This window comes from Gemmatimonadaceae bacterium (genome assembly GCA_036273715.1).
Classification (GTDB): Bacteria; Gemmatimonadota; Gemmatimonadetes; order Gemmatimonadales; family Gemmatimonadaceae; genus JADGGM01.
Genome location: DASUHB010000066.1, coordinates 63,951 through 90,059, shown reverse-complemented (window position 1 = coordinate 90,059; position 26,109 = coordinate 63,951). Strand labels below are relative to the sequence as shown.

25 protein-coding genes are annotated in these 26,109 nt (G+C 69.4%); 2 read left to right on the top strand and 23 right to left on the bottom strand.

The window, feature by feature from the left end:
- Nucleotides 1–3 precede the first annotated feature (3 nt).
- The 17 genes from VFW04_15045 to VFW04_14965 all read right to left on the bottom strand — a co-directional run bounded on the left by VFW04_15045 (nt 4) and on the right by VFW04_14965 (nt 19,338).
- Nucleotides 4–168: a hypothetical protein gene (locus tag VFW04_15045; GenBank protein ID HEX5180651.1), complete on the bottom strand. Its 165-nt coding sequence runs from the start codon at nt 166–168 to the stop codon at nt 4–6.
- Nucleotides 165–950: an enoyl-CoA hydratase/isomerase family protein gene (locus tag VFW04_15040; protein ID HEX5180650.1), complete on the bottom strand. Its 786-nt coding sequence runs from the start codon at nt 948–950 to the stop codon at nt 165–167. Before VFW04_15040 ends, VFW04_15045 begins: the two co-directional genes overlap by 4 nt.
- Nucleotides 947–1,303: a hypothetical protein gene (locus tag VFW04_15035; protein ID HEX5180649.1), complete on the bottom strand. Its 357-nt coding sequence runs from the start codon at nt 1,301–1,303 to the stop codon at nt 947–949. The genes VFW04_15040 and VFW04_15035 overlap by 4 nt, the downstream gene beginning before the upstream one ends.
- Nucleotides 1,300–2,664: an acyclic terpene utilization AtuA family protein gene (locus VFW04_15030; protein HEX5180648.1), complete on the bottom strand. Its 1,365-nt coding sequence runs from the start codon at nt 2,662–2,664 to the stop codon at nt 1,300–1,302. The genes VFW04_15035 and VFW04_15030 overlap by 4 nt, the downstream gene beginning before the upstream one ends.
- Entirely contained in the window at nt 2,661–4,280 is a 1,620-nt protein-coding gene (locus tag VFW04_15025; protein ID HEX5180647.1) for an acyl-CoA carboxylase subunit beta, read from the bottom strand. The genes VFW04_15030 and VFW04_15025 overlap by 4 nt, the downstream gene beginning before the upstream one ends.
- The gene (locus VFW04_15020) at nt 4,277–4,687 is read right to left on the bottom strand and encodes a cobalamin B12-binding domain-containing protein (protein ID HEX5180646.1); all 411 of its coding nucleotides are present in this window, start codon (nt 4,685–4,687) and stop codon (nt 4,277–4,279) included. Before VFW04_15020 ends, VFW04_15025 begins: the two co-directional genes overlap by 4 nt.
- A gap of 175 nt (nt 4,688–4,862) precedes the next feature.
- Nucleotides 4,863–5,996, bottom strand: coding sequence for a hypothetical protein (locus tag VFW04_15015; protein HEX5180645.1), 1,134 nt, complete (start codon nt 5,994–5,996; stop codon nt 4,863–4,865).
- A gap of 405 nt (nt 5,997–6,401) precedes the next feature.
- On the bottom strand, nt 6,402–8,096 hold the full coding sequence (locus VFW04_15010; protein ID HEX5180644.1) for a methylmalonyl-CoA mutase family protein: 1,695 nt from the start codon (nt 8,094–8,096) through the stop codon (nt 6,402–6,404).
- 34 nt (nt 8,097–8,130) lie between these two features.
- A complete protein-coding gene (gene meaB / locus VFW04_15005; GenBank protein ID HEX5180643.1) occupies nt 8,131–9,210 on the bottom strand; it encodes a methylmalonyl Co-A mutase-associated GTPase MeaB in 1,080 nt (359 codons plus the stop codon).
- Nucleotides 9,207–10,838, bottom strand: a complete 1,632-nt coding sequence (locus VFW04_15000; protein ID HEX5180642.1) for an AarF/UbiB family protein — start codon at nt 10,836–10,838, stop codon at nt 9,207–9,209. Before VFW04_15000 ends, meaB begins: the two co-directional genes overlap by 4 nt.
- Nucleotide 10,839: 1 nt before the next feature.
- Entirely contained in the window at nt 10,840–12,096 is a 1,257-nt protein-coding gene (locus tag VFW04_14995) for a hemolysin family protein (GenBank protein ID HEX5180641.1), read from the bottom strand.
- Nucleotides 12,093–13,328, bottom strand: coding sequence for a hemolysin family protein (locus tag VFW04_14990; protein ID HEX5180640.1), 1,236 nt, complete (start codon nt 13,326–13,328; stop codon nt 12,093–12,095). The genes VFW04_14995 and VFW04_14990 overlap by 4 nt, the downstream gene beginning before the upstream one ends.
- Nucleotides 13,325–13,765 carry an rRNA maturation RNase YbeY gene (gene ybeY, locus VFW04_14985; GenBank protein HEX5180639.1) on the bottom strand — a complete coding sequence of 147 codons (441 nt, stop codon included), beginning with the start codon at nt 13,763–13,765 and terminating at the stop codon, nt 13,325–13,327. Before ybeY ends, VFW04_14990 begins: the two co-directional genes overlap by 4 nt.
- On the bottom strand, nt 13,762–15,999 hold the full coding sequence (locus VFW04_14980) for an HDIG domain-containing protein (protein ID HEX5180638.1): 2,238 nt from the start codon (nt 15,997–15,999) through the stop codon (nt 13,762–13,764). The genes ybeY and VFW04_14980 overlap by 4 nt, the downstream gene beginning before the upstream one ends.
- A 3-nt stretch (nt 16,000–16,002) precedes the next feature.
- Nucleotides 16,003–16,971 carry a PhoH family protein gene (locus VFW04_14975; GenBank protein ID HEX5180637.1) on the bottom strand — a complete coding sequence of 323 codons (969 nt, stop codon included), beginning with the start codon at nt 16,969–16,971 and terminating at the stop codon, nt 16,003–16,005.
- A 5-nt stretch (nt 16,972–16,976) separates the two neighbouring features.
- The gene (gene aspS, locus VFW04_14970; protein HEX5180636.1) at nt 16,977–18,773 is read right to left on the bottom strand and encodes an aspartate--tRNA ligase; all 1,797 of its coding nucleotides are present in this window, start codon (nt 18,771–18,773) and stop codon (nt 16,977–16,979) included.
- A gap of 94 nt (nt 18,774–18,867) precedes the next feature.
- Complete coding sequence (locus VFW04_14965; protein HEX5180635.1) at nt 18,868–19,338, bottom strand: PTS sugar transporter subunit IIA; 471 nt, start codon at nt 19,336–19,338, stop codon at nt 18,868–18,870.
- Between the two features lie 367 nt (nt 19,339–19,705).
- On the opposite strand from VFW04_14965, the gene rlmN reads away from it, so the two are divergent.
- Nucleotides 19,706–20,788 carry a 23S rRNA (adenine(2503)-C(2))-methyltransferase RlmN gene (rlmN, locus tag VFW04_14960; GenBank protein HEX5180634.1) on the top strand — a complete coding sequence of 361 codons (1,083 nt, stop codon included), beginning with the start codon at nt 19,706–19,708 and terminating at the stop codon, nt 20,786–20,788.
- Here rlmN and VFW04_14955 read toward each other — a convergent pair.
- Genes VFW04_14955 through folK form a run of 6 tightly spaced genes read right to left on the bottom strand, consistent with a single transcriptional unit; the run spans nt 20,717 to nt 24,615 of the window.
- Nucleotides 20,717–21,178 (bottom strand): LytR C-terminal domain-containing protein, encoded by a 462-nt coding sequence (locus tag VFW04_14955; protein HEX5180633.1) that lies wholly within the window; start codon nt 21,176–21,178, stop codon nt 20,717–20,719. The two genes, rlmN and VFW04_14955, sit on opposite strands and share 72 nt — an antisense overlap.
- Nucleotides 21,160–21,705, bottom strand: coding sequence for an HD domain-containing protein (locus VFW04_14950; GenBank protein HEX5180632.1), 546 nt, complete (start codon nt 21,703–21,705; stop codon nt 21,160–21,162). Before VFW04_14950 ends, VFW04_14955 begins: the two co-directional genes overlap by 19 nt.
- Entirely contained in the window at nt 21,683–22,513 is an 831-nt protein-coding gene (locus VFW04_14945; protein ID HEX5180631.1) for a hypothetical protein, read from the bottom strand. The genes VFW04_14950 and VFW04_14945 overlap by 23 nt, the downstream gene beginning before the upstream one ends.
- Nucleotides 22,510–23,358: a pantoate--beta-alanine ligase gene (gene panC, locus VFW04_14940; GenBank protein ID HEX5180630.1), complete on the bottom strand. Its 849-nt coding sequence runs from the start codon at nt 23,356–23,358 to the stop codon at nt 22,510–22,512. The genes VFW04_14945 and panC overlap by 4 nt, the downstream gene beginning before the upstream one ends.
- 1 nt (nt 23,359) lies before the next feature.
- Nucleotides 23,360–24,193: a 3-methyl-2-oxobutanoate hydroxymethyltransferase gene (panB, locus tag VFW04_14935; protein HEX5180629.1), complete on the bottom strand. Its 834-nt coding sequence runs from the start codon at nt 24,191–24,193 to the stop codon at nt 23,360–23,362.
- Nucleotides 24,190–24,615, bottom strand: coding sequence for a 2-amino-4-hydroxy-6-hydroxymethyldihydropteridine diphosphokinase (folK, locus tag VFW04_14930; GenBank protein ID HEX5180628.1), 426 nt, complete (start codon nt 24,613–24,615; stop codon nt 24,190–24,192). Before folK ends, panB begins: the two co-directional genes overlap by 4 nt.
- A 55-nt stretch (nt 24,616–24,670) precedes the next feature.
- Here folK and VFW04_14925 point away from each other — a divergent pair, with 55 nt between their 5' ends.
- On the top strand, nt 24,671–26,107 hold the full coding sequence (locus VFW04_14925) for an NFACT RNA binding domain-containing protein (GenBank protein ID HEX5180627.1): 1,437 nt from the start codon (nt 24,671–24,673) through the stop codon (nt 26,105–26,107).
- Nucleotides 26,108–26,109 lie beyond the last annotated feature (2 nt).

The window sequence follows — 26,109 nt, the reverse complement described above, 5'->3', positions numbered from 1 at the left end:
CTGCTAGGAGCGTCCTCCGATCTTCGGCACGAAGCGCAGCAGCAGCGCGACGACCAGGAAGGCGATGCCGACGATCATCAGGCTCCGCCGGCCCGAGTGTGCGCCGTACGCCCAGATCGCGAGCGCGACGAACAGCATCACGAGTTTGAGCAGGTCGATGCGCTTCATGGGGTGCGTCCCTCCCTGCCCTTCGCTCTGGCGTCGAGAAAGCGGCGGACGCCGTCGCGGAACTCGGCCGTCGCGCGGGCGTCCACGTTGACGCGCGCGCCTAACGCAATGCCGGAGCGGAAGCCGACGCCGTCCAGGTCGTAGAACAGCCGCTTGGTGAACGCGACCGCGCCAGGCGGCGACGCCGCGAGCCCGCGGACCACATCGTTGGCGGCGGCATCGAGCGTGCCCGCCGCGACCACCCGCGAGACGAGGCCCGCATCGAGCGCCTCGCGGGCCGAGAGCACGCGCCCGGTCGCGACGAGGTCGAACGCCTGCTTCTCGCCCACCGTCCGGCGCAGCATCGTCATCACCATCGCCGGCACGAAGCCGACCCGGACTTCGGGATAGCCGAACCGCGCGTCCTCGTCGGCGAGCACGATGTCGCAGGCGCTTGCCAGGCCCGCGCCGCCGGCCAGCGCCCGCCCGCGGACCGCGGCGACGACGGGTTTGGGCATCTCGCGCATGGCGATGAACGCGTTGCCTAACGCCATCGCGTCCTCGTGCTGCGCGGCGGCGCCGGCGTCGACGAGCGCGGCCAGCGCGGCGAGGTCCGCGCCGGCGCAGAAGTCCGGTCCGTCGGCGGCGAGGAGCACGACGCGCACTGCCGGGTCGGCGCCGCAGCGTCTGAGCGCGTCCACCAGCTCGTCGGCCGCCGCGCGGTCGAGCGCGTTCTTCTTCTCGGGGCGCGCCAGCGTGATGCGTCCCACGCCGTCGGCCGCTGCGACGCGGATCCGGTTCACCCGCCGGCGCCCGGCAGGCCGAGCCGGCGCGCCTCGGCGTCGGGAACGTCGAGCTCGAGGCGGAGCAGCGCGGTCGAAAACACCTTGCCCTGCGCATCGGTCTTGAGCGACAACGTGCCGCCGCCGCCTAACGCACCGTGCAGCAGAAAGTTGAGCGCGCCCAGATTCGGCAGCGCGTACCGCTCGACGCCGCCCGTGATGGCGCCGGCGAAATGCCGCGCCACCCGGTCGCGCGTCAGCTCCCGCTCGAGCAGCGGGTACCACCGGGGCTCGAGCGCGATCACGCCGACGTTGGCGGTGTCGCCCTTGTCGCCCGAGCGCGCGTGCGCGATGTCCAACAGCCGAATCTTCATGGCTCATCCATGGTGACCGCCGGCGTCACGACGCGCTTGTCGACGAGGGCCGGCCAGTACGCCACCACCTCTTCGGTTTTCGGCCGGCCGCCGGCAAACCCGGTGACGCTGGGCGGTCCGTTCAGGACTAACGGAGCGATTTCGCGGGTGAACCGTTCGACCGCCTTCCGGTCGGGCCCGCGCACGCCGATGCGCAGCTGGACCTCGGGCACGTCGCCCGCGGGTCCGGCCAGCGCGCCGTGCGTCGCCGACGCGCCGAGGAATTCGGTGTGCACCGCGTCGAACGCCAGGCCGAGCCGGTCGAGACGCTCGCGCAGCACGCGGTCGGAAAGGCGCGCCTTCTCGAGCGCGTCGGGCCACGCGTACACGAGGGTGCCTAACGCCTTGAACCCGGCGCGATAGGCGATCGATACCTTGAGCTTGTCGGTGGGCGGCCGGCCGCGGATGCCGAACACGCGCACGCGATCCGCCCCCGCGCGCTCGAGATGGATCGTCGTGAAGTCGGCGATGACGTCGGGCGTGATGTACGAGTGCGGATCGCCCATCTCGTACACCAGCTGCTCGCTGACGCTGTGCACATCGATGCGGCCGCCGGTGTTCGGATGCTTGTAGATCACGAAGCTGCCGTCCTCGTGCCCCTCGACGATCGGGTAGCCGATGTTCGCGAGGTCGGGAATCGTGCGCCAGTCGTACAGGCAGTTGCCGCCCGAGCACTGCGCGCCGCACTCGACGATGTGTCCGGCGACGATGCCCGCAGCGAGCTTGTCCCAGTCATCGAGACGCCAGCCGAACTCGTAAAGGAGGGGCGCCATGGTGAGCGCCGTGTCGGTCGACCGCCCGGTGACGACGACGTTGGCGCCGCGCCCCAGCGCGTCGACGATCGGCGGTGCGCCAAGGTAGGCGTTCGCCGACAGCACGCGGTCGCGGATGGTCGAGAGCGGTTCGCCTGTCTCCATGTTGGCGAGCGCGTGGCCCTCGGCCAGCAGTGCGTCGATGCGAGGCAGCAAGTCGTCGCCGGTGACGATGCCGATGCGGATCTGCTCCGACACGCCGGCGCGTCGCGCCGCCTCGCGGACCGCGGCGGCGCAGGCCACCGGGTTCACGCCGCCGGCGTTCGCGACCACGCGCACGCCCCGTTGGGCGACGGCGGCGAATACGCTCTCCATGGCGCCGATGAAATCGCGCGCGTAGCCTAACGATGGATCCCGCTCCTTCTGCTTCTGCAGGATCGACATCGTCACCTCGGCCAGATAGTCGAGCATGAGGTAGTCGATCGGTCCGCCATCGGCCTGGCGGCGAGGCGCCTCCAACCAGTCGCCCCAGAATCCCTGGCCGCTCGCAACGCGCACGACGCGTGTCATGCGTGTTCTCCGAGATGCGGCGGCAGCACGAACGCGCCGAGGTGCGGCCCGGGATTGTTGAGGGAACTGCGCAGCGCCATTGCCAGAACGTCGCGCGTCTCTTCGGGATAGATCACTGCGTCCACGTATCCGCGAGCCGCGGCATAACGCGCATCCAGCTGGTGATCGTAGTCCGCCCGCATCGCATCGACCGCCGCGGCCAGGTCGGGATCGGGTTGTTTGTTTGCGCGGCGCGCCACGTCGAGCGCTGGCCCGTGCACGGCCTGCACTGCCGATTCGCCTTCCATCACACCCATCCGCCCAGTGGGCCACGTGAAGATGAAATCCGGGTCGAACCCCTGCCCTGCCATCGCGTAGTATCCCGCGCCGGATGCATGATTGATCGTGAGAACGAGCTTGGGCACCGTGGCCGTCGCCATCGCCTCGACGAATTGCGCGCCCGCGCGGATGATGCCGCCGTGCTCGGCCTCGGGACCGACCATGAAACCCGAGACGTCCTGCACGAACAGCAGCGGCATGCGCTCGCGGTCGCAGCGGTCGATGAAGTAGGCCACCTTCTCCGCACTTTCGGTGTAGATGATGCCGCCGAAGCGCGGGCGCTCGCCCTGGCGTCCTTTGATCAGCCCGCGATGGTTGGCGATGACGCCCACCGGCATGCCGTCGATGGCGGCGTCGCCGCAGATCATTTCCTTGGCGCGGCCGCTCTGGAATTCGTCCAGCTCGCCGCGGTCGACGATCGCGCGCAGCACCTCGTGCATCTCGTACGACATGCGGTGGTCCTGCGGCAGCAGGTCGTACAGCGCATCGGGGGCCGTCGCGGGCGGCGCCCCATCCTGCACCCCCCGCCTAACGGGCCGGGGAAGGCGCGACACGAGCGCGCGCAACTTCTCGACGCAGCGCTCGTCGTTCTTGACGACGTAGTGCGCCACGCCGGAAATCTCGGTGTGGGTGTGGGCGCCGCCTAACGACTCGCCGTCCACCACCTGTCCGGTGGCGCCCTTGACCAGATTCGGACCACCCAACCCCATGAACGACGTGCCTTCCACCATCAGGATCACGTCGGAGAGCGCCGGCAGGTAGGCGCCGCCCGCGATGCAGGGTCCCATTACTGCGGCGAGCTGCGGAATTCGCAGGTAGCGCCGCATGACCGAGTTGTAGTAGAAGATCCGGCTCGCGCCGTATTGCCCGGGGAACACGCCGCCCTGATACGGCAGATTCACGCCGGCGGAGTCGACCAGGTAGATGATCGGGATGCGGCAGCGCATCGCGATTTCCTGGGCGCGAAGCATCTTGCGGATCGTTTCGGGCCACCACGACCCGGCTTTCACCGTCGCGTCGTTGGCGACGACCACCACTTCGCGCCCCTCGACGATGCCGACGCCGGTCACGACGCCGGCGCCCGGCGCCTGGCCGTCGTATTGGTCGTAGGCGACGAGCAGTCCCACCTCGAGAAACCGCGCGCCGGGGTCGCACAGCAGCGCGATGCGCTCGCGGGCGGTGAGCTTGCCCTGCCGGTGCTGGCGCTCGATCTTGTCGGCGCCGCCGCCTAACCGAAGACGCTCTTCGAGCGCGCGCAAGTCGGTCGACAACTCGCGCAGTCGTGGCGTCGCGGTCACGCTTCCTGCTGCTCGCGCTCGGCGAACCACGCCTTGATGTAATCCACCAGCGCCGTCGTCGGCGTTCCCGGTCCGAAGAGCTGCCCGACGCCCTGCTCGCGCAGCGCGTCGATGTCTTCTTTCGGAATGATCCCGCCGCCGGTGATCAGAATGTCGTCGCGTCCTGCCTTACGGAGCAGCTCTCGCACGCGCGGAAAGAGCGTCATGTGCGCGCCGCTCAAGATCGACAATCCGACCACATCCACATCCTCCTGCACCGCCGCGTTGGCGATCATTTCCGGCGTCTGATGGAGACCAGTATAGATCACTTCCATGCCCGAATCGCGAAGCGCCGCCGCAACGACTTTGGCGCCGCGGTCGTGGCCATCGAGACCGGGCTTGGCTATGAGCACCCGAATGGGTCGCATGTGCGAAAAGTAGCGTCCGTTGGGACGGAAAAACGAGGAAAGCGCCGCGATACACGGCTGCGTAATTCTATCGACGTCCCATGAGAGCGCCAAGGCGTTCCGCAATCGCCTGATGCACACACGCCGCGGACTCTTGGCGAGCCCGCGGCGTTGCGCGTCATCGAAACGTCGAGTGCTACGGGTGCTTCGTCGTGTCCGGCGTGACCGTCTTCTTGGTGCCAGTCCTCGGCGTCGGCTTGACCGGCGTGGTCGTCGTTGCCGGCGTGGTCGTCGCCTTGGGCGGTGTAACGGTCGGCGTCGTGCCGGGACGAACGCCACCCGCCTTCATGGCCGCCGGACTGGCGGTCGTCGTCGCTTTGCTCGCGGACGGCGTCGCCGGCGTGGTTCCAGCCGCAGGCGCAACGCTTCCCGTCGACGCCTGCGTCACCGTGCCGCCCGCAGCACCGCACGGGTTTGCCTGCTTGGCCGGCTGATTCTTTTTCTTGCTGAAGATCGACGTCAGGTTCTGCACCGCAGTCGCTGCCTGTGAGACGGTCGCCGCACCCTGCGCCGCCGCTCCCTGGACTGCCTGCGACCCGGTCGCATTCGCCACCTGCGTGGCCGTTCCTGCCGCGCCGCCCGCGCAGGGCTGGCCGGCCGCGCCGCCCGCGCTGCCCGTGCCGCCCGCGGCAGCGCCGGCCGCACCGGCCACGGACGCAAGCTGTCCGCCGCTCGAGACGCCGTTGGCCAGGTTCTGGAAGTGGAGCGGAAACTCGCCGCCTAACGAGTGCTGGCCGCCCTGATAGGAGTTGATCTCGTCGATCGTGAGGTCGAACGAGAAGCTGAATCCGTAGATCTGCTGTCCCGGATACCACGCCAGCTCGAACTGCGCGTCGCCGCTCCCGCCTGCATTGAGCGTGAATTTCGGGTCGAAGCTGCCGCCGTAGACCTGCCCGATGCCGCGCACACCGTTCGGGCCGTACACCACGTAGCGGTTGCCCTTGTCATCGATGATGGTGCCGGAGTTGGTCAGGTAGGCGAGGACGAGAGAGTTCGCCGTCTTGTTCTGAAAATGCATCACGACATCGATCATCTTGTAGCCGCGCAGATCACTCGTCCGGAAGTTCGTGATCACGGCCGCAAAATCGTTCGTCTCGACGCAGTTGGGCGTGCTGCCGCAGACGTTAGGCGGTTGCGTTGCCTGCGCGGCTGCAGGCGCGGCTGCCGGAGCCGCAGCGGGTTGTGCTGGGGGTGCGCCTTGCGCGTGCAGCGCGGGCGCGGTGACAAAGGCGGCGACGGCCGCCCACCGTGAAATCCGGGTGGCTCGCATTGTCCATCCTCCTGTGGCGATCGGTTGACGGCCCTGCCCGCCGAACAATGCGCAGGGTCGGACCGAAAACCGTCAGGCGGACAAGACCGGACGTCGCCGGACAATGCGGGACTTGGGAGGGGAGATCGGATCCGGGCCGAGAACCGGAATGTGCAGGGTCGGACCCCCAAAAAAGCGACAGGCGGACAGAACCGGACTTCGCCGGACAAAGCCGGATAACGAAGGGCGGGACCCCACGCATGAGGCGAGATCGGATCCGGGGCGAGATCATGGAAGAAGGCTGACGACGGACACCGCCGGTTTCGTCCGACTTACCGCTGTCTCCGCTTTCTATCCGGCCTTGTCCGCCCTTTCCGCCTTACCGCTGTCTCCGCTTTTTGTCCGGCCCTGTCCGCCTCGTCCGCCTTAAAAGAACACCGGCTCCCGATACGCGCCGAACACCTCTTCCATGGCGGCGCGAATCTCGTACAGCGTGGCGTCCGCGCGGGCGGCGTCGAGGATGAGCGGGATCAGGTTGGCCGAAGTGCGCGCAGCATCGCGGAGCGCGGCGAGCGCGGCGGTGCACTTTGCGGCGTCGCGGTTCGCGCGCAGCGCTCTGAGTCGTGCCCGCTGATCTTCCTCGGCGTCGGCGCCGATGCGGAGCAAGGGAATCGTCAACTCGGGCTCGTCGGTCACGAATTCGTTGACGCCGACGACCAGCTTGCGGTGCTGCTCGAGCTCCCACTGCTGGCGCGCCGAGGACTGGGCGATCTTGCGCTGCAGCCACCCCGATTCGAGGGCGCGTACCACGCCGCCGGCGCGCGCGATGTCTTCGAACAGCGCCTCGGCGTCGCGCTCCATGCTTTCCGTTAGGCTTTCGATGTAGTACGAGCCGCCCAAGGGGTCGATCACGTTGGGCACGCCGGTTTCGTAGGCCAGGACCTGCTGCGTGCGCAGCGCCACCTGCACCGACTCCTCCGTGGGCAGCGCCAGTGTTTCATCCATCGAGTTGGTGTGCAACGACTGCGTACCGCCGAGCACGGCGGCCAACGCCTGATACGCGACGCGCACGATGTTGTTCATCGGCTGCTGCGCCGTGAGCGTGACGCCGGCGGTTTGCGAGTGGAAGCGCATCATCCACGAACGCGGGTTGCGCGCCCGGTAGCGGTCGCGCATGTGCCGCGCCCAGATGCGCCGCGCCGCCCGCAGTTTCGCAATCTCCTCGAAGAAATCGTTGTGGATGTCCCAGAAGAACGAGAGGCGGGGAGCAAAGTCATCGATGTCCAGGCCGCGCGCGAGGCCGCGCTCCACGTAGGTGAATCCGTCGGCGAGCGTGAAGGCCAGCTCCTGGACCGCCGTCGCCCCGGCCTCGCGAATGTGGTAGCCCGAGATCGAGATCGTGTTCCATTGCGGCGCGTGCTTGGCGGACCACTCGAATCCATCGACGATCAGACGCAGCGCGGGCTCGATCGGATAGATCCACGCGTGCTGGGCCATGTACTCTTTCAGGATGTCGTTCTGGATGGTCCCCCGCAGCTTTTCCGATGGAACCCCGTGCCGCTCGGCGGCGGCGATCAGGAAGCAATAGAGAATGATCGCCGGACCATTGATGGTCATGGAGACGGACACCTGGTCTAACGGAATGCCGTCGAACAACGTCTCCATGTCGGCGACGCTCGAGATGGCGACGCCGCACTTCCCCACCTCGCCCTCCGACCGTGGATGGTCGGAGTCGTAGCCCATGAGCGTCGGGAAATCGAACGCGACCGACAGGCCCGTCTGTCCGTGCGCGAGCAGATACTTGTAGCGTTCGTTGGTGTCGCGCGCGCTGCCGAACCCGGCAAACTGGCGCATGGTCCAGAGGCGGCCGCGGTATCCGGTCGGATGGATGCCGCGTGTGAACGGATACGTGCCCGGCGTGCCGAGCGCCGCGGGATCGAGGCTCGCGGTGTCGAGCGCGGTGTAGAGCGGATCGACGTCGCCGCCGGAATTGGTGAACGCCAGGTCGCGCTTGCGGTCGGCGTCGAACCGGGCGCGCCACGCAGCGACTTCCGCGCGCAGGCGTTCCAGCTCGGCGTGCTCGTCGCGACTCAGGTCGGCCGCATCTCGGATGGTGGTCATGCGTCGATTCCTCGTCTCCGGCGCCGTGCGCCGGTCATTGCGTTAGGCGCGCGGCGTTCCGCGCCAGAAGCGTATCCGCCACCGCGAACGGTGTCAGGGTTCCCGCCTCGAGTGCCGGCAGCTGCGCATCCACCCAGGCGGCGATGTCCGGATTTCCCCACAGGCGCTGCCGCAGACGGCGTTCCACCGCTTCCACCACCCGTTCGCGCAGCCGTTCCCGCCGCCGGACATCCAACGTGCCACTGCGTGAAAGATAGTCGAAGTGCCGGTCGAGGGCGTCCGCCACTGCGTCGATGCCTTCACCTTTGTCGGCGATCGTTGCTAACACGGGCGGCGTCCAGTCGTCGGATGCATCGTCCTGCGCGGCCTGACGCGCGGCGTGCGCCGGGTTACGCAGTTTTTTGAGATCGACGCCGTGGTGCGCCGGAACGGTTCGCATCGTGCCGCCCAACCGGAGACCCAGTGTCATCTGGATCTCGTGCCGCAAGCGCTCGGCGTCCGGCCGGTCGGCCTTGTTGACCACGAACACGTCGGCGATCTCCATGAGGCCCGCCTTCATCGCCTGGACGGAATCGCCGGACTCGGGCACGAGCACGACGACGGTAGTGTCCGCGGTGCGCGCGATGTCGAGCTCGCTCTGTCCGACGCCCACAGTCTCGATGAGGATGCGGTCGAACCCGTAGCCATCGAGCACGTCGGCCACCTCGCGCGTGCTGGCCGCGAGCCCGCCTAACGATCCGCGCGTCGCCATCGACCGGATGAAGATGCCCTCGTCAAGCGCCACCGCTTCCATGCGGATGCGGTCGCCCAGCAGCGCGCCGCCGGTGAACGGCGACGTCGGGTCCACCGCGATGATGCCGGCGGAGAGCCCGGACGCGAGATAGCGCGCGGCGAGCCGGGTGGTGATGGTGCTCTTGCCGGCGCCCGGCGGCCCGGTGATGCCGATCCGGCGCGCCCGCCCCAACCGCGGGTGCAGCGCGCCTAACAGATCCTCGAACCCGGCGCGATGATTTTCCACGATGCTCACCGCGCGCGCGAGCGCCGCCGGCCGGCGCGCGTCGAAGTCGGCGAGCAGGGTGCGGTGCGCTTCGCGCGGCGCCGAGGACGTGGTCATCGGCGCCGGCGCAAGCCTTGCAGCGGCCGCGACAACAGGTGCCACGGCACGAGGAGAAACAGCACGAACATGACGAGCGTCACGAACAACGTAGCCACGAGAACGTAGGTGTTGTGGTCCGCCACGTAGAGCAGCGCGCCGACGACGGCCAGCACGCCCGTTGCCATGCACAGCACGACCCGGCGCGTCTGTCCCGCGATGAAGAGCTGCATCTCCATCACGTCGCGCGGGTGCGCGCGCACGCGCAGCTCATCGCGGCCCGCGCGCCGCAGCACGTCCCGCAGCTCGCGCGCGATGCCGGTGATCTCGCCCAGCACATCCTGCATGCGGTCGCGCGCATCGCTGGCGCCGACCGATGCCAACAGCGTCGCGCCCATGCGGCGGATCACCGGCGATGCAAACTGCACCGCGTTGAACGCGGGATCGTAGCGCAGCGCGATGCCTTCCGCCAGCGCCGCGGCGCGGCCGAGGTACACGAATTCGCTGGGCAGCATGATCGGCCAGCGATAGAACGTGGCCATCACCTCGTTCACGATGCGCTGCACCTGTCGCGGCTGGGCGTCGGGCGTGAAGGCGACCGACATGAGCGCGCCGGCCGCATCGCGCACGGTGCCGCGATCGACTTCCGGATCGAGCACGCCGAGCTCGTAGAAGCCGGCGATGACGCCGTCGACATCTTTGCGCACCGCCGCGAGCACCGTTTCGATGAGGCGCACGCGCGTCTCCCGCTCGACGCGGACCACCATGCCGAAGTCGAGCAGCACGAGCGTGCCGTTAGGCGAGACCAGCAGGTTGCCCGGGTGCGGGTCGGCGTGAAAGAGCCCGTCGATCAGCATCATCTGGGTGTAGACCTCGACCACCGTCCGCAGGAGCGTCTCGAGCGAGATGTCGCCCGAGGCGATGCGGCCCTGGAGCTGGTCGATCTTCGTGCCCTCCATGTACTGGAGCACGAGCACGCGCCGGGACGTGAGCGCACCCATCACTTCCGGCACCGCCACCCGCGTGTCGCGCGCAAAATTGGCCCGGATGAGGTCGGCGTTCCGCCCTTCCTGGCGAAAATCCATTTCCTCTTCGATGCGCTTGGCGAATTCGCGCACGATCGTCGTGATCGCACGCGTGTGGTGGTTCGGGAAGAGAATGTTGAGGTAGTAGAGAATCCGAAACGCGGCGTCGAGGTCGACGGCCACCATTTCTTCGACGCCCGGCCTGAGCACCTTCACCGCTACTTCCCTGCCGCCTAACGACGCGCGGTGGACCTGCCCCAACGATGCGGCCGCGAGCGGCTCTTCGTCGAACCGGTCGAACAACTCGGACACCGGTTTGCCGAGCTCGCGGACGATGACGGCCTCGATGTCCTTCGAGGGCAGCGGCGGCACGCTGTCGGTGAGCGTCCCCACTTCGCTCAGATACGGCTCGGGCAAGATGTCGGCGCGCGAGGCGAACACCTGGGCCAGCTTGATGAACGCGGGCCCGAGGGCCGCGAGCGTGGCGGTGAGGCGTTGGGCGCGGCGGCGATGCGCGGCTTCGCTCGCCCGACGCGGCCCGCCGACGACGATCCATCGCCGCCGGTCTCGCAGGAACGCGATCACAAACGGAAACAGCCGGAAGAAGACGACGAACGGGCGCACGTCAGCGGGGCGCGGGCGGCTTGAGATCCACCGCCCGGGCGGACTCGGCGCGCTGCACCAGCACCCGGCGGATGCGCGACGGCTCGGCGTCGACCACCGTCAACTCGTGCTCGGCCAGGCGGAAGCGCTCGCCGGTGGACGGGATGCGGCCGAGCGCGCGCACGATGGCGCCGCCTAACGTTTGCGTCCGGTCGCCGTCGCCGCCTAACGACAAACCGATGCGCCGGTCCACTTCCTCCAGCGGCGTCGACGCATCGAGCACCACCGGCCGCCGCTCGGCGCCCGCCTGCTCGACGGCGGCCGGCTCGTCGTGCTCGTCCCGGATGTCGCCCACCAGCTCCTCGAGCAAGTCCTCGAGCGTCACGATCCCCGCCGTGCCGCCGAATTCATCCAGCACCACCGCCAGATGGCGTTGGGCCCGCAGCATCTCATAGAGCACCGTGCTGAGGCGCGTGCTGAGCGGTGCGTGCGCGACCTGCCGGATGGGCGCCGGCCGCTGGCCGCCCGTCTCGAGCACGTCGAACACGTGCACCATGCCGATGATGTGATCCATGGACCCGCGATAGACCGGGATCCGGCTGTAGCCGGACTGCGCGATCGCGCGCGCCATCGCTTCGGGCGGAATCGCTTCATCCACCGCGAAGACGGCAGTGCGCGGCGTCATCACGTCGCGCACGACCTTCTCGCCGAACTCGACCAGGCCCGCGATGATGTCGATCTCCGCATGCTCGCCGATGCCCTCGAGCTCGCCCTCCCGCAGCAGATCTTCGATCCCTTCGCGCGCCGGCGCGAGCGCCCGGCGCGATGCCGGCGTGAGCGAACGCCCAACGGCGCGAGCAGCGTCGAGCACGGGCGCGAGGAGAAACGCGGCGACATCGAGCGGCGGCACCAGCACCGGCAGCAGGCCGGGCGCCCAGCGACGCGCAACGGCCCGCGGCACCAGCTGTCCGGCGATGAGGAACGCGAGCGCGAGCAGCACCGTTTCGCCAACGAGCACCCAGGGGGAGCGCCCGTCGCCGCCGCCTAACAATGCGCCGGCCGCCGCGACCATCAACGCCGTGCCGGCCCCGGCGGCGAGCACCAGACGCTGCGGCCGCGCCAGAAGCGCGCTCTCGCCCAATCCGGCCGGCGTGGCCAGCCGCTGCTCGGCCCAACGCCTGAGCCAGACGCGGCTCACCGATCGCACGGCGGTCGCGGCGGCCGTGAGCCACGCCACGACGACCACGCCTAACGCGAGCAGCAGGCCCGAGATGCTCATGAGACGCGCTGCACCGGCGAGTCCGGCCGCTCGAAGTACACCCGGTCCACGCGCCGGCGGTTCACACGTTCGACGACGATGCGGTAGCCATCCAGCTCGAGCTCCTGCCCCGCCTTGGGCACGTGCCCGACGACCTCGAAGATGAGCCCGCCCACCGTCGAGACGTCGGGCCGGTCAAAGCGATGGCCTAACGCGTCGGACAGCTCATCGAGCGTCACGCGGCCCGAGACCCACCACCGCCGTCCGTCCTCGGCTTCGATGGGCGGCTCCTCCCGATCGTATTCGTCCCGGATGTCGCCGACGATTTCCTCGAGGATGTTCTCGATCGTGACCAGGCCCGCCGTGCCGCCGAACTCGTCGACCACGATCGCAATGTGCGAGCGCGTCGCCTTGAAATCGCGCAGCTGGGCTTCGATGGTCTTGCTCTCCGGAATGAACGACGCCGGCCGCGCGATCGATTCCCACCCCGCGGCAGGTTCCTCATCGGCGATCACCGCCGGCAGCAGATCCTTGGCGAACAGGATGCCCGTGATGTGGTCGATGGTCTCATCGTACACCGGCAGCCGCGCGTGCTGCGAGCTGCGCACCCGATCGAGCACCTCGGACCACGGCGTGCCGTGCTCGAGGCCGAGGATGTCGACGCGCGGCACCATCACCTCGTGCACCTCGGTGTCGCTGAACGAGAACACGCGGTGCAGGATGGCGCGATGCGGCGCGGGTTGCTGCGGCGTCACGATGCGCCGGAACTGCTCGGCCGTGATCTCGCGATCGCCCTGCGCCGGCGTGAACGGCGGGAGCACGCGGCGGAGGATGCGGTCGAGGATGGCGCCGCCGGCGACGAGCGGCCGCATGAGCACTTCGGTCGAGTGCACGACGGGCGTCAACGCCGCCAGCGCGCGCGCGCCGACCGCCTCACCCGCGGCGCGCGGCATCACCTCGCCCACCAACACCGCAAGGATCGCGATCACGATGCCTAACCCAATGGCGGCGCCCGGCACCAACGCGTCGAGCTCGAACGCGCGTGCCGCGGCCACCCCGGCGACGAGCAGCGCGATGATCCGGGCGATCGAGAGCGCGCGGTGGGTGAAATCGCGCGTGCCGCCCGTCGGCGCCTCGACCACGGCGCCGTTGGTCGTCATGTCGGATACCGACAGAAGCGCGCCGTCCGCGGCCGCGAGGAGCGCGGCCCACGCCAGCGCCAGAATCGAGATCACGAACGACACGAGGCTCATGTCCACGCCTCTCGGGCGCGCGCGAGCAAGTGCTCCTGGCGCCGCCACATCGCCGACCGCTCGCGCCCAACGGCGGGATGATCGTGGCCCAGCACGTGCAGCGTGCCGTGCACCACCAGCCGCGCGAGCTCCTGTCGCACCGGTACGCCGTTCCGTCGGGCATTCGACCGCGCTACGGCCGGCGCGATGTACACGTCGCCGACCAACGGCCCCCCGTCGATCCGCGCGAACGGAAACGCGATCACGTCCGTTGGGCCGCGGCGCCCCAGATGCCGGGCGTTGAGCCGCGCGATCGCCGGCTCGGTGACGAACGCGATCGACACCTCGGCGGAACGCACGCGCTCGGCCCGCAGCACGCGGTCGGCGAGCCCGGCAATACGCCGGCGCGACAGCGGCAGGCGACCCGCCGACGACGAGACGTGCACGACGCGCGTCATGCCGAGGCGAACTCCGACGAGATGCCGCCGCTCGACGCGGGATAATCGATGCGGCTGTGGTACATGCCGCTGAGCACGCGCGCAAACTGCTCCTTGATGATCTCGATGTGCCGCAGCGTCAGCGGCGCATCGCGGAGCTGCCCTTGATCCATCCGCTGCCGCACCATGTGTTCGATCACGTCGCGGATGCGCGGCGGCGTCGGCTCGGCGAGGACGCGCACCGCCGCCTCGATGCCGTCGGCCAGCATGCAGACCGCCGTTTCCGCGGACTGCGGGATCGGGCCCGGATACGTGAAGTCGGCTGCGTTAGGCAGGGACCCCGAATCGTGTTCGCGCGCCTTCTCGAGGAAGTAGGCGATCGGCGCCGTGCCGTGGTGCTCGGGGATGAATGCGGCGATCGCCATTGGCACGTGGTACTCCGCCGCGAGATCCATGCCTTCACGCACGTGATTGCGGATGATGGCGGCGCTCGTCCCCGGCTTGAGCTTGTCGTGCGGGTTGCGTCCGCCGGCCTGGTTCTCGACGAAGTACTGCGGCTTCGTCAGCTTGCCGATGTCGTGGTAGTAGGTGCCCACGCGCGCGAGCAGGCCGTTCGCGCCGATCGCCGTGGCAGCCGCCTCGACGAGGTTTGCCATGGCGATCGTGTGTGCATAGGTGCCCGGCGCCTCGAGGCTCAGCCGCCGCAGCAAGGGCCGATTCAGGTCCGAGTACTCGATGAGCGTGAGGTGCGTCGTGATGCCCGTGAATCGCTCGGCGAGCGGCACGAGGAACATCGCGAAGACCACGGACACGACCGCGTTGCCGACGCCTAACCCGGCGCTCGTGGCGATCTGGCCCGAGTTCCAGCCGAGGGTGAGTCCGATGGCGAGCGCGGCGAACAGATAGGCGACGCCGATCGTGATCACATATTGGTACGACTGCTCGCGCCTCAGGATCACGCGCACGCTGAGCGCCGCGGCCGCCCCGCCCACGAGATTGATGAACAGCGCGTTCGTCCCCCGGTACACACTCTGTCCGCCGACGAGCACCGCGAGGATCATCGCCGCGATCATGCTGATGCGCGAATCGAGCAAGACGCTCAGAATGATGGCCGCCAGCGCCACCGGCACCAGCTCGGGATGCACCGGCTGCCATTTCGCCGCGACCGCGGCCACGACCAGGACGAGCAGGAACACCGCCGCGAAGAGCGCCATCGAGCGGAAGGCGCTGTACAGCTGCGGCCGGAAGAGCACGATCGCAATGCCGAAGATGGCCAGGACGAGCGCGTTGTACGCAATGCTGCCGGCGATGCGGCCTAACGCACGCTGACCGCGCGTGCGCGCCTGCATCGCGTCGTGGAGCGCGCGCATCTTCGCGAACTCCGGTTCGCCGACCACCTCGTGCGCGCCGACGATTTTCTCGCCCGCCCGCACCATGTACTGATTCACGTTCACCGAGTTCCGCAGCTCCTGCCGCCGCTGCTCGGTCGCCACCTGGTCGAGGGCCACCGTTGGGCGGAAGAACGCGCTGAGCAGTTTCAGGTAGAGCGCGCTGGCGATGGACGAGTTCGGATCCGGCTCGAAGGCCCGCGATCGCGACAGCAGCGACGCGAACGACAGGAGACTGTCCACCATCACGCTGCGTTCCTGCCCGTCGCGCCGCACGATCACGTCGCCGCGCAGGTTGTCCACCGTCGAGCCGGCGGCGATGCCTTCCGACAGCCAGCGCGCATACGCGCGGCGCACGGCGTCCAGCATCGCGCGCCGCCGCGCGGCGGAGACGAGATAGTCGGCTTCCGCCGGCGTGAGCGTCACACCCTGGAGACCCGCCGCCGCGATGACCGCCGTCCGTTGGGCGCCGGCCGTGGCGTGCGCCGCGGCGCCGCGCTCGACGGTCACCGACATCGAGTCAATGAACGCACGCAACTGATTCTGCGACGAATCGAGCGCCGCCTGCCGATACTCGAGAATCGGTTTCACCGACTGCGCGAGCTCGTCGCGTTCCCGCGCCAACGCGGATGGGGACTTCGGAACGACGAACGCGAACGGCGCGATCACGTTCTCGGTGGCGACGGATCCCACTTCGAAGATCGGCGAATCGATGGCCGGCGCGTTCGGGAACAGCAGGTACGTCACCACGGCCAGCGACACCAGCAGCGCGATGCGCAGGCCGTGGTATCCGAGGCGCGCCCGCGTCGAGTACGGCGGGGCGCCCGCGCCGGCGGCGTTGCGCTCGATCGGCAAGCGAATCGCCATCCGTTAGTCAGTCCCCGCGTCCCGGGCGTACGCCCGGATGATGTCGCGCACCAGGCGGTGCCGGATCACATCGGCATCGGTCAGATAATGGAACCCGATGCCATCGATGCCCTTGAGGATGCGCTCGATCTCGATCAGGCCCGACTGCTCCCGCGCCGGCAGGTCGATCTGGGTCTTGTCGCCGGTGATCACCGCCTTCGAGTTCACGCCTAACCGGGTGAGGAACATCTTCATCTGGGCGTTGGTGGCGTTCTGCGACTCGTCGAGGATCACGAACGCATCCGCCAGCGTGCGCCCACGCATGTAGGCGAGCGGCGCGATCTCGATCACGCGGGTCTCGATCGCCTTCATGATGCGCTCGGGCGGCATCATGTCGTCGAGTGCGTCGTACAGCGGGCGCAGGTACGGATCCACCTTGGCCTGCAGGTCGCCGGGCAGGAAGCCCAGGCTTTCGCCCGCCTCGACCGCCGGACGCGCGAGCACGATGCGACGGACGCGCTTCCGCGCCAGCGCTTCCACCGCCATGGCCACCGCGAGATACGTCTTGCCCGTGCCCGCCGGACCGATCCCGACGACGATGTCGTTCTCGGCGATGAGGTTGAGATAGGCCGCCTGACCCGGCGTCTTCGGCTGGATGATGCGCCTGACGCCCGGCAGCACGATGCGGGTCTCGTCCGCAGGGCCCGCGCCGTTGCCGTTGCCGTCGGCCAGCGGCTCTTCGCCTAACCGGAGCACGTCGTCGGGGCCGAGCGGCAGTAGCTGGCGCGCGGCATCGAGCATCCGTTGGGCGATGGGCCTCGCGCGCTCGACGCTCGCCGGCGGACCGCTCAGCGTGAGCGCGTCGCCCCGCAGCGATACTTTCGCGCCCGTCATCCGCGACAGCTGGATGAGGTTGCCATCGTTCACGCCGGCGAGCGTCAGCAGGTCCGCGCCTTCCGTGCTCAGGCGATGGGTGATCGTCTCCTCGCTCACGCCCGTCACTCCTCGCCGGCGCCGTTCGCGATGCGCACGTGCAGCGTACGGAGGTCGGCCTCGGGCACCGGACTCGGCGCGCCCTCGAACAACGCGCTCGCCGTCGTCGTCTTCGGGAAAGCGATGACGTCGCGCAGCGAGCCCGCGCCCGCGAGCAGCATCGCGATGCGGTCGACGCCCATCGCGATGCCACCGTGCGGCGGCGCGCCCGAGCGAAGCCCCTCGAGCAGGAAGCCGAAGCGCCGCTGTGCCGTCTCCTCGTCGATGCCGATGAGCGAGAACACGCGCCGCTGCATCTCCGGATCGTGGATGCGAATGCTGCCGCCGCCCAACTCCATGCCGTTGAGCACGACGTCGTACGCCTGCGCCCGCGCGCGCAGCGGATCCGTCTCGAGCAAGCGCGCATCATCGGGCTGCGGCGCGGTGAACGGGTGATGCGTCGGGCCTAACGCGCCGGTCGCCGGGTCGCACTCGAACATCGGGAAGTCCGTCACCCAGAGAAAGCGCAGCATGCCGTCGGGGACGATGCCTAACAGGCGCGCGGTCTCCTGGCGCACGCGGTCGAGCGCCGCGTTCGTGACACGGTCCGCGCCCGCCGCGAACAGGGCGAGATCGCCATCGGCCAGCGCCAGCCGATCGCGCGCCCCGGCATCGAGGAACTTGGCCGGCGGCCCCGTGAGCTCGCTGCCTTCGCGCTTGAGTCGCAGCAGGCCGCCCGCGCCCGCCCCCTTGGCCAGCACCTCGAGCTCGTCCACCTGCTTGCGAGACAGGGACGCGCCCTTGGGCACCCGTATTCCCCGGACCCGGCCGCCGGCCGCGATCGCGGAGCGCGCAATGCCAAGCTCGGTCGCGCCGAAGATGGCGGTCGCATCGAACAGCTCGAGCCCGTAGCGCAGGTCCGGACGGTCGCTGCCGTAGCGCTCCATCGCGTCGGCGTACGTCAGGTGCTCGAACGGCGCCGCGATCGCGTGGCCGCCCTCTCGCCACAGCTCGACGAACAATCCTTCCGTTAGGCGGACGATGTCCGCTTGCTGGACGAACGACGCCTCGATGTCGATCTGCGTGAACTCGGGCTGCCGCTCGGCGCGCAGGTCTTCGTCCCGGAAGCACCGCGCGATCTGGAAATACCGGTCGAAGCCCGACACCATCAGCAGCTGCTTGTAGAGCTGCGGCGACTGCGGCAGCGCGTAGAACTCGCCCTTGTGCAGCCGGCTCGGCACGATGTAGTCGCGCGCGCCTTCCGGCGTCGGCTTGGTGAGAATCGGCGTCTCGATCTCGAGGTAGCCTTCGCCCGCGAGATAGCGGCGGGCCGTCTGCATCAACCGGTGCCGGAGGATGATGTTCCGCTGGAGCTCGGGCCGGCGCAGATCGAGATAGCGATGGCGCAGCCGCTGCTCCTCGGACGGCAGCGCTTCCCCCTTGGCGCGCCCAACGGGAATCGCGGGTGTGACCGCTGGGCCAACGACGCGCACGCTGCGCGCCTTGACCTCGATCTCTCCGGTCGCCATGTCGTGGTTCTCGCCGGCCGGCGGCCGGCGCGCGACTTCTCCCTCGACGAGCACGACGCTCTCCTTGCCCACCGCGGCTGCGGCGTCGCGGACCGCCTCCCCCACCAGCGCCGGATCGACGGACACCTGGACGATGCCGTCGCGGTCGCGCAGGTCGAGAAACACGAGTCCGCCCAGATTGCGTTTGCCGTGGACCCAGCCGCCTAACCGAACGTCGGAGCCGGCATCGGCGGCGCGAAGCGAGCCGCAGCGGCGGCTCCGGAGTGTCGTTGCCTCGGTGGAATTGGCTGTCATTCGGCTCGTACGGGTCGTCGGATGGTGGATGTGGCCGGGCGTCCCATGCCACGCCGCGCCGCCCGGGACGCGGGCGGCAGTCGACGCGGCGCGCTCACGCCACCTCCAAATCTCGAATCAGGCGGAGGAAGTCCGGGGCCGACTGCGCGGCCACGAGGCTCGCGCGCAGCGATTCGCGGCGCAGCAGTCGCGAGATGCGGCTCAGCGCTTTCACGTGCGCGCCAGCCGCGCTCTCCGGACCAACCAGCAGAAAGAACAGCTGCACCGGCTTGCCATCCAGCGCATCGAAGTCGACGGGTTCGTGCGCGACTCCCGCTGCAAGCACGAGCTGGTCGACGTGGGGCGTTTTTCCGTGAGGAATCGCAACGCCATCGCCGATGCCGGTGGACAGCACGGCTTCACGCTCGCGCACCGACTCCAGGATCCACTCCGGATCCACGCGCTCCCCGCCCCGACCCGCGGCCGGCACCACGAGCGCGACGAGCTCGCGCAGCACATCGCCTTTCGTGCGACTCGCCAGCGGCACTTTGACGCGGTCCGCCGACAGTAGCTCGGAAAGCAACACCTGTGCTCCGTCACTTGGGGGTGAATCTGAAAGACTAACCACGCCGGCTACCTCACGGAAGCGCCTGCCACATTTCAGGCATCTGTTTGGGCCTGTTGAATTTAACGCCCGTAGAGGGCTGCGGCTATGCATGCGGAGAGCTACGGTGTGACAGCGGCAGCCTCGCAGGGCGCACGGGCAGACTGCTACGCTCATGAAGACGCGGACAAGGCCCCGACAACAATCAACGCCTTGGAGTTGCTCGTGTCGTGTCCGCTGGGTTCGTGCTGTGTCCGCGTCTGCATAAACGTAGATGCAAGACAGGAGGGACCGGCATGCCGTTCAATCCGTGTCTTCAGAGCGAATAAGCTCAGACTACATTTCATCCGTGCCCGAATCGCTCAATCTGCTCGACCTCACGCCCGCCGACGCCCTCGGCGCCCTCACGCGGTTCTTCGCCGAGCGGGGTGAGCCGGCCTATCGCGCCCGGCAGGTGCTCCGTCGCCTGTGGCACACGCCTGCGGCGTCGTTCGCCGAGGCTACGGAGCTCCCGGCAGCGATGCGCACTACGTTAGGCGAACGCTTCGCGCTCCCCAGGCTCGAGCTCCTCGCGCGGCAGCGCTCGACCGATGGAACGCAGAAGTTTCTGTTCGGCTTGCCGGACGGACAGGCGATCGAGACCGTCGCCATTCCCGACGATGACCGCGTCACGCTCTGCATCTCGTCGCAGGCGGGCTGCGCGCTCCAGTGCGCGTTCTGCGCCACCGGCCGGATGGGATTCGTGCGCAATCTTGCGGCGTGGGAGATCGCGGCGCAGGTGCGCGAGATGCGGCTCATCGACGAGCCGGTCCGCGTGACGAACGTCGTGTTCATGGGCATGGGCGAGCCGCTCATGAACTGGAAGGCCGTCGACGCCGCCTTGACGATCCTCAACGCCCCCGAGGCGTTGGGCATCGGCGCCCGTCACATCACGGTGTCCACGGTCGGTGTCCTGCCCGGCATCCTCGCGCTCGCGAAACGGCCCGAGCAGTTCCGGCTCGCGCTCTCGATCCACGCGCCGTCGGATGCGCTCCGGCGCGAGCTCATGCCGATCAACACCAAGTATCCGCTCGCCGACGTCATCGCCGCGGCGCGGTCGTTCGACCGGCGCGTCACGTTCGAGTACGTGATGTTAGGCGGCGTCAACGACACCGGCGCCCACGCGCTCGAGCTGGCGCGGCTGGCCAAGAGCTGCCGCGCGTTCGTCAATCTCATCCCGTTGCACGAGGGCGGCGGCGCGGAGTTTCGTGCGACGTCGCCGCGCGACATCGCACGCTTCGCGCGCGTCATCCGGGGCGCGGGCGTCGAGGTGGCCATTCGCAAGAGTCGCGGCACGGACATCGCCGCGGCCTGCGGCCAACTACGGGTAGAACGGCTCGGCCGGCGGCCGCCACGCCGCGCCGACGAGCACGGTCACGTCCACGTCGTGTGAGCTGTCGGGGCGCGCGAGCGTTTGGGCCTCGCCCATCGCCCGCGCCACCGATGCAGCCCAGTCCGCATGCCCCGATCGGTCGAGCACCAGCGTGGTGTCGCGCCGCGCGCCGCCGGCGTTGCCGGACTCCACCACGTCGAATCCGCGATCGCGAAGGTACAGCGTCGCGCGGCGGGCCAGGCCGATGACGTGCGAGGCGTTGAGCACCTCGACGCGCACCCGCACGCCGGCGGGCGCCCGGCCGGTCTGACCGCCTAACGCAACCACGACGCCGCCGCGCGCCGGCGGCTTCCGCGTCGCCACCACGGCCCCGCCGATCAGTGCGCCCAGAAGCACGAGCGCGACCAGGATGCGAATCGCCCAGCGTTCGATCACCGGACCGAGTTCCATAACGCCACCGCCGTCGGGTACAGCTCGTGTCCTTCCCGCAATGACCAGTCGAGGCGATGCCGCACGACCTGCCGGAACGTGCCGTCGAAATCAACCGGCACCTGCGCCGCGAGATACGCCCGATCGGCGCGCGAGAACGCGCGGCCGGGCTCGAGATAGTCGGCCATGTACAGCGCGCGCCCCGTCTGCCCCCAGGCGTCGGATCCGATCGTGTGCCAGCGGATCGCTTCGATCACCTCACGCCGCGCCTCGCCGTCGTGCGCGAGCCGGTTGGCCGCCGCCGGCCCGTGCAGCAGCCCGACGGGCAGCGTGCCGTCCCGCGCCCACGCGCGGAGCTCGGCCTCGCCCGCGTCGCGCATCGCATCGTGCCACAAGCCGGCGTCGCGCCAGGCCCGGCACGCCTCTTCCGTTAGGCCAAGCGCGTGCGCCCACCCGACGAGCAGCGCCGTCACGCGGGCGATGTGCTCGCGCCGCGCCGCCGTCACCTGCGCCCACGCAGGCAGCTCAATCGAAGCCGCGTCGCACATACGGCTCGAGGACGGCGTGGTTCCGGATGCTGGTGCGCGCGACGTAGTTCCACCCCTTGAGCTCTGCCCCGCGTCCGATGGACGCATCGACGATGCGCGTGTACGGACCGATCACGCACTCGCTGCCGATCTCGGTCTGTCCCTCGAGCACGGCGCCCGGATAGATCACGCTGTCGGCGCCGATCCGGACGTCGGCGTCGACCCACGTGGTCTCGGGCAGCACGAAACTCACCCCCGCTGCTTCATGCTTGCGCACCAGCCGGTTCCGTAAGGCAACCGATGCGTCGGCGAGCGTGTGGCGGTCGAGCACGCGGATCAACTCATCAGGCGACGTCGCGGCGATGCGCACCGCGCCCGCGGGCTGCCGCGGGTCTTCCGCCGACGCCAGCGCCGGCCCCTCGCCGCCCACCGCGATGTACCGCCCGTCGGCCTGCGCATCGGGCAGCCCCGCGATCCCGCCCTCGCCGGCGCGCAGCAGCCGCGCAATCGTCGGCGGTGCGACTAACGGAGACGCGCCATCCATGAGCACGCAGACCCCGGGCGCCGTCACCGCCGCGCGCAGCGCGATCAGCTCCTGGCCATCGGGAATCGGGTCCATCATCAGCGGCACCGACATCTCCGGCATGGCGAACATCGTGTTGGCGCGATGCAGCACGCGCACCAGGCCCGGCGCCGGTGACACCGTCTCCAGCGCGCGCACCACGTGCCAGACGATCGGCCGGCCGGCTAACGGATGCAGGTAGACGCTGACGCGCGACCGGAACGTATCGCCGTCATCAAGCGCTGCAACGACGGCACTCCACGTCACGTGCCGCCGAGGATGACGTTGTCGATGAGGCGTGTCGTCCCCACACGCGCCGCAATCGCGACGATCGTGCCCTGCTCCGCGACCGCGACGGGTTCGAGCCGCGTCGGATCGACGATGGCCAGGTAGTCCACTTGCACCTCCGGCTCGGTCGCCAGAACCTCCCAGCCTAACTGCTCCAGCTCCACGGCGTCGTACTGCCCGCCGTCGAACGCGTCGGCGATGGCGCGCAGCGTCCGATACAACACCAGCGCCCGCTTCCGCTCCTCGTTCGACAGATACGCGTTCCGGCTCGACATCGCCAGCCCGTCCTGCTCCCGCACCGTCGGGGCGACGATGATGCGCACGCCGAAATCCAGCTCCCGCGTCAGCGATCGAATGAGCGTCGCCTGCTGAATGTCCTTCTGTCCAAACACGGCAACCGTTGGCTGCACGATGTTGAACAACTTGGTCACGATCGTGAGCACGCCGGTGAAATGCCCCGGCCGCGCCGCGCCTTCCCACCGATCGGCCAGACTGAGCGGCGTCACCACCACCGTGCGGTCGCCCGCATACATCTCCTCGACCGACGGCGCGAACAACACATCCACGCCGCGGCGTTCGGCCTTCATCGCGTCGCCCTCGAGGTCGCGCGGATAGCGGGTGTAGTCCTCGTGCGGCCCGAACTGCATGGGATTCACGAAGACGCTCACCACCACGACTGCCGCATGGCGCCGCGCTTCGTCGGCGAGTTGCAGATGTCCTTCGTGCAGGTAGCCCATCGTCGGGACGAGCGCCACGGCGTGCCCGCGCCGCCGCGGCTCCGCGAGCGCGCTGCGGAGCGCAGCAATCCGATCTATGATCCGCATGCTAGAAGCTATGGTCGTCATCGGGATAGCGGCCGGCGCGCACGTCGTCGCCGAATCGGCGCACGGCAGACCGCACGTCTTCGGCAAGCGTCGCGTAGCGCTTGAGGAATTTGGGAGTGAACCGATCGTTGAGGCCCAGCATGTCGTGCAGCACGAGCACCTGCCCGTCGCAGTCCGCGCCGGCGCCGATACCGATCGTCGGCACCGTCACGGCGCCGGTCACCGCGCGGGCCAGCGCAGCAGGAATGAGCTCGAGCACGATCGCGAAGGCGCCGGCATCCTCGACGCGCTTGGCCTGCTCGACCAACGCCGCCGCATCGCGCTCCTCGCGTCCCTGCACGCGGCTCCTGCCTAACGAATGCTCGGACTGCGGCGTGTAGCCCAGGTGGCCCATGACCGGGATGCCGACGTCGGTCACCGCCCGGATGGCGCGCAGCACATCGGCGCCGCCGCCTTCCATCTTCACGCTGTCGGCGCCCGACTCCTGCATCACGCGGCCGCAGTTGATCACCGCTTGCTCGGCGCTCACCTGATAGGTGAGAAACGGCATGTCCACGGTGAGCAGCGCTCGCTTGACGCCGCGGCGCGCGGCCGCCGCGTGGTCGATCATCTGGTCGAGCGTCACCGGAATCGTCGTCTCGTAACCCAACAACACGGTGCCGGCCGAATCGCCCACCAGCACGATGTCGACGCCGCTCTCATCGACGAGCCGCGCAAACAGCGCGTCGTACGCGGTCAGCACGACCAGTTTTTCGGCTCGACCCTTTCGCGCGCGCACGTCGCGAATGCCGACCCGCTTGGCGCTCGACTGCGGTGGTCCGACTTCGCTGCTCATCGATCGCCCGCCTTCGCTCTGAGCTCGGCGAGCTCGCGATCCCAGAAATCGCGGTGGCCCAGGCCCGGGTGCGGGACGGTGAGATCCGGATCCGAAACGGTCTGCGCGTCGAACATGACGATGTCCAAGTCCAGTGTCCGCGGTCCCCACCGGATCGTGCGTTCGCGCTTTGCCTCGTGCTCGATTTTGTGCAGGGCGTCGAGCAGCACATGGGGCGCGAGCGTCGTTTCGAGCGCGACCATCTGGTTGAGGTACGGTCCGCCGCCGTGCGGGATGTTTCCCAACGGAGCGGTTTCTTCCACGGAAGATGCGTCGAGGAGGCGGCTTCCCGGAAGCGCCGCAAGCCGCGCGCGGGCGAAGGCCAGATATCCGGCTCTGTCGCCCAGGTTGGATCCGAGCGCGATGTAGGCGATGTCACGCATCTGTTGACAGCGCCGGAACGTACGGGCATCGTCCGCGCGTGTCAAACCTCGCGTCGTGGACAGCCTGACCGCTCGGCATCTCGCGCGCGAGCTGGACGCGCGATGGCGCGGCCGCCGCATCGACGGCTGCCGCTTCGATCGCGACGCGCGTGCGGTATCCGTTGGCGTCGACGGCCGGACAGTGCGGTTCGAGCTCGACCACGATGACGTCCGGGCAGTGGATGCCGGACCGCTCGAGCGGGCAGGCGGCGTCATGCGCGGATGGACGGTACGTGCCGTGCGCGCACCGCTCGATGATCGCCGGATCGTCGTCGAGCTGGTTCGTCCGGGTCGGTTCAAGGGCTCGGAGGATCGACGCGCCGATCTCATCCTGAGCGCGGTGCCGCGCGCCCGCGGGGCCGTGCTGCGCGACGCCGGCGGCGCGAAACTGGAAGCGGTCGGGGCCGAGCTTCCGCCACGCGTCGAGCCGCGTCCCGAGCTCGTCGACGACGCCCTCTCCGCCGCCGCGCGCGCCGGCGACACTGCAACGCTCTTGGGCGGCCGGTGGATGAGCCCGATCATCGCATCGTGGATGATCGCGCATCCGGCTGACGCCGTGGAACGCTACCACCTGATGTGTTCGGATGCGCCCGCTCATCCGGCGCGGTGCGGCGAGCGGCTCGTGCCGTTTCCGTTCTGCGATGAGGCGGAGTTGGTCGGCTCTCTGCTCGACTCCGGCGAGATCCTCGCTCCGGAGTCGCCGGCGACGGCGCCGATCGATGCGCGACGGCGGCGCGCCATGGAACGGATGCGCGGGGAGCTCGACCGCGCGCGCGACGCGGCGCGGGTGCGCGCGGCGGCCGACGTGCTCCTTGCCATGGGCGACGTTCCCGCGCCGGCGGTGGTGTCGCTGCCCGGCGGCCTCGAGTGGCCGATTGCGCCGCGGGCGCGCGAGCGGGCGCCGGCGGCGGCGGCGCGTCTCTACGCCGATGCGCGGTCGAAGGAGCGGGCGCTGGCCCTGCTGCCGGCGCGCCTCGAGGCGGCCGCGGCCGGCCCGCCGTCCGGGCGCCCAACCGAGTTAGGCGCGCGCGGCCGTCCCGGGGGCCGGTCGCCGGGCGCCGCGCCGCGGCTGCCCTATCGGACGTACCGGTCGTCGGGCGGCCTGGCGATCTGGGTCGGTCGCGGCGCCGCGTCGAACGATGCGCTCACCTTCGGCGCCGCAGCGCCCAACGACGTGTGGCTGCACGCGCGCGACGCGGCCGGCGCCCACGTCGTGCTCCGCTGGAGCAACGCCGATGCCCCGCCCGCCCGCGATCTCCGCGAAGCCGCGGTGCTCGCCGCCTGGCACAGCAAGGCGCGCGGGTCCGCGGTGGTACCGGTCGACTGGACGCGGCGCAAGCACGTGCGCAAACCGCGCGGCGCGGCGCCCGGCACGGTGATCCTGCGCGAGGAGCGCACCCTGATGGTGCGTCCCGACGACGCGCTCGAGCGGGCGCTGCGCGACTCCCGTTAGGC

Bases quoted from the DNA above. Each gene is read 5' to 3' on its own strand.
- VFW04_15045 (HEX5180651.1), bottom strand. From the start codon at position 168: ATGAAGCGCATCGACCTGCTCAAACTCGTGATGCTGTTCGTCGCGCTC.
- VFW04_15035 (HEX5180649.1), bottom strand. From the start codon at position 1,303: ATGAAGATTCGGCTGTTGGACATCGCGCACGCGCGCTCGGGCGACAAG.
- VFW04_15030 (HEX5180648.1), bottom strand. From the start codon at position 2,664: ATGACACGCGTCGTGCGCGTTGCGAGCGGCCAGGGATTCTGGGGCGAC.
- VFW04_15020 (HEX5180646.1), bottom strand. From the start codon at position 4,687: ATGCGACCCATTCGGGTGCTCATAGCCAAGCCCGGTCTCGATGGCCAC.
- VFW04_15015 (HEX5180645.1), bottom strand. From the start codon at position 5,996: ATGCGAGCCACCCGGATTTCACGGTGGGCGGCCGTCGCCGCCTTTGTC.
- VFW04_15010 (HEX5180644.1), bottom strand. From the start codon at position 8,096: ATGACCACCATCCGAGATGCGGCCGACCTGAGTCGCGACGAGCACGCC.
- meaB (HEX5180643.1), bottom strand. From the start codon at position 9,210: ATGACCACGTCCTCGGCGCCGCGCGAAGCGCACCGCACCCTGCTCGCC.
- VFW04_14995 (HEX5180641.1), bottom strand. From the start codon at position 12,096: ATGAGCATCTCGGGCCTGCTGCTCGCGTTAGGCGTGGTCGTCGTGGCG.
- VFW04_14990 (HEX5180640.1), bottom strand. From the start codon at position 13,328: ATGAGCCTCGTGTCGTTCGTGATCTCGATTCTGGCGCTGGCGTGGGCC.
- ybeY (HEX5180639.1), bottom strand. From the start codon at position 13,765: ATGACGCGCGTCGTGCACGTCTCGTCGTCGGCGGGTCGCCTGCCGCTG.
- VFW04_14980 (HEX5180638.1), bottom strand. From the start codon at position 15,999: ATGGCGATTCGCTTGCCGATCGAGCGCAACGCCGCCGGCGCGGGCGCC.
- aspS (HEX5180636.1), bottom strand. From the start codon at position 18,773: ATGACAGCCAATTCCACCGAGGCAACGACACTCCGGAGCCGCCGCTGC.
- VFW04_14955 (HEX5180633.1), bottom strand. From the start codon at position 21,178: ATGGAACTCGGTCCGGTGATCGAACGCTGGGCGATTCGCATCCTGGTC.
- VFW04_14950 (HEX5180632.1), bottom strand. From the start codon at position 21,705: ATGTGCGACGCGGCTTCGATTGAGCTGCCTGCGTGGGCGCAGGTGACG.
- panC (HEX5180630.1), bottom strand. From the start codon at position 23,358: ATGCGGATCATAGATCGGATTGCTGCGCTCCGCAGCGCGCTCGCGGAG.
- panB (HEX5180629.1), bottom strand. From the start codon at position 24,193: ATGAGCAGCGAAGTCGGACCACCGCAGTCGAGCGCCAAGCGGGTCGGC.
- folK (HEX5180628.1), bottom strand. From the start codon at position 24,615: ATGCGTGACATCGCCTACATCGCGCTCGGATCCAACCTGGGCGACAGA.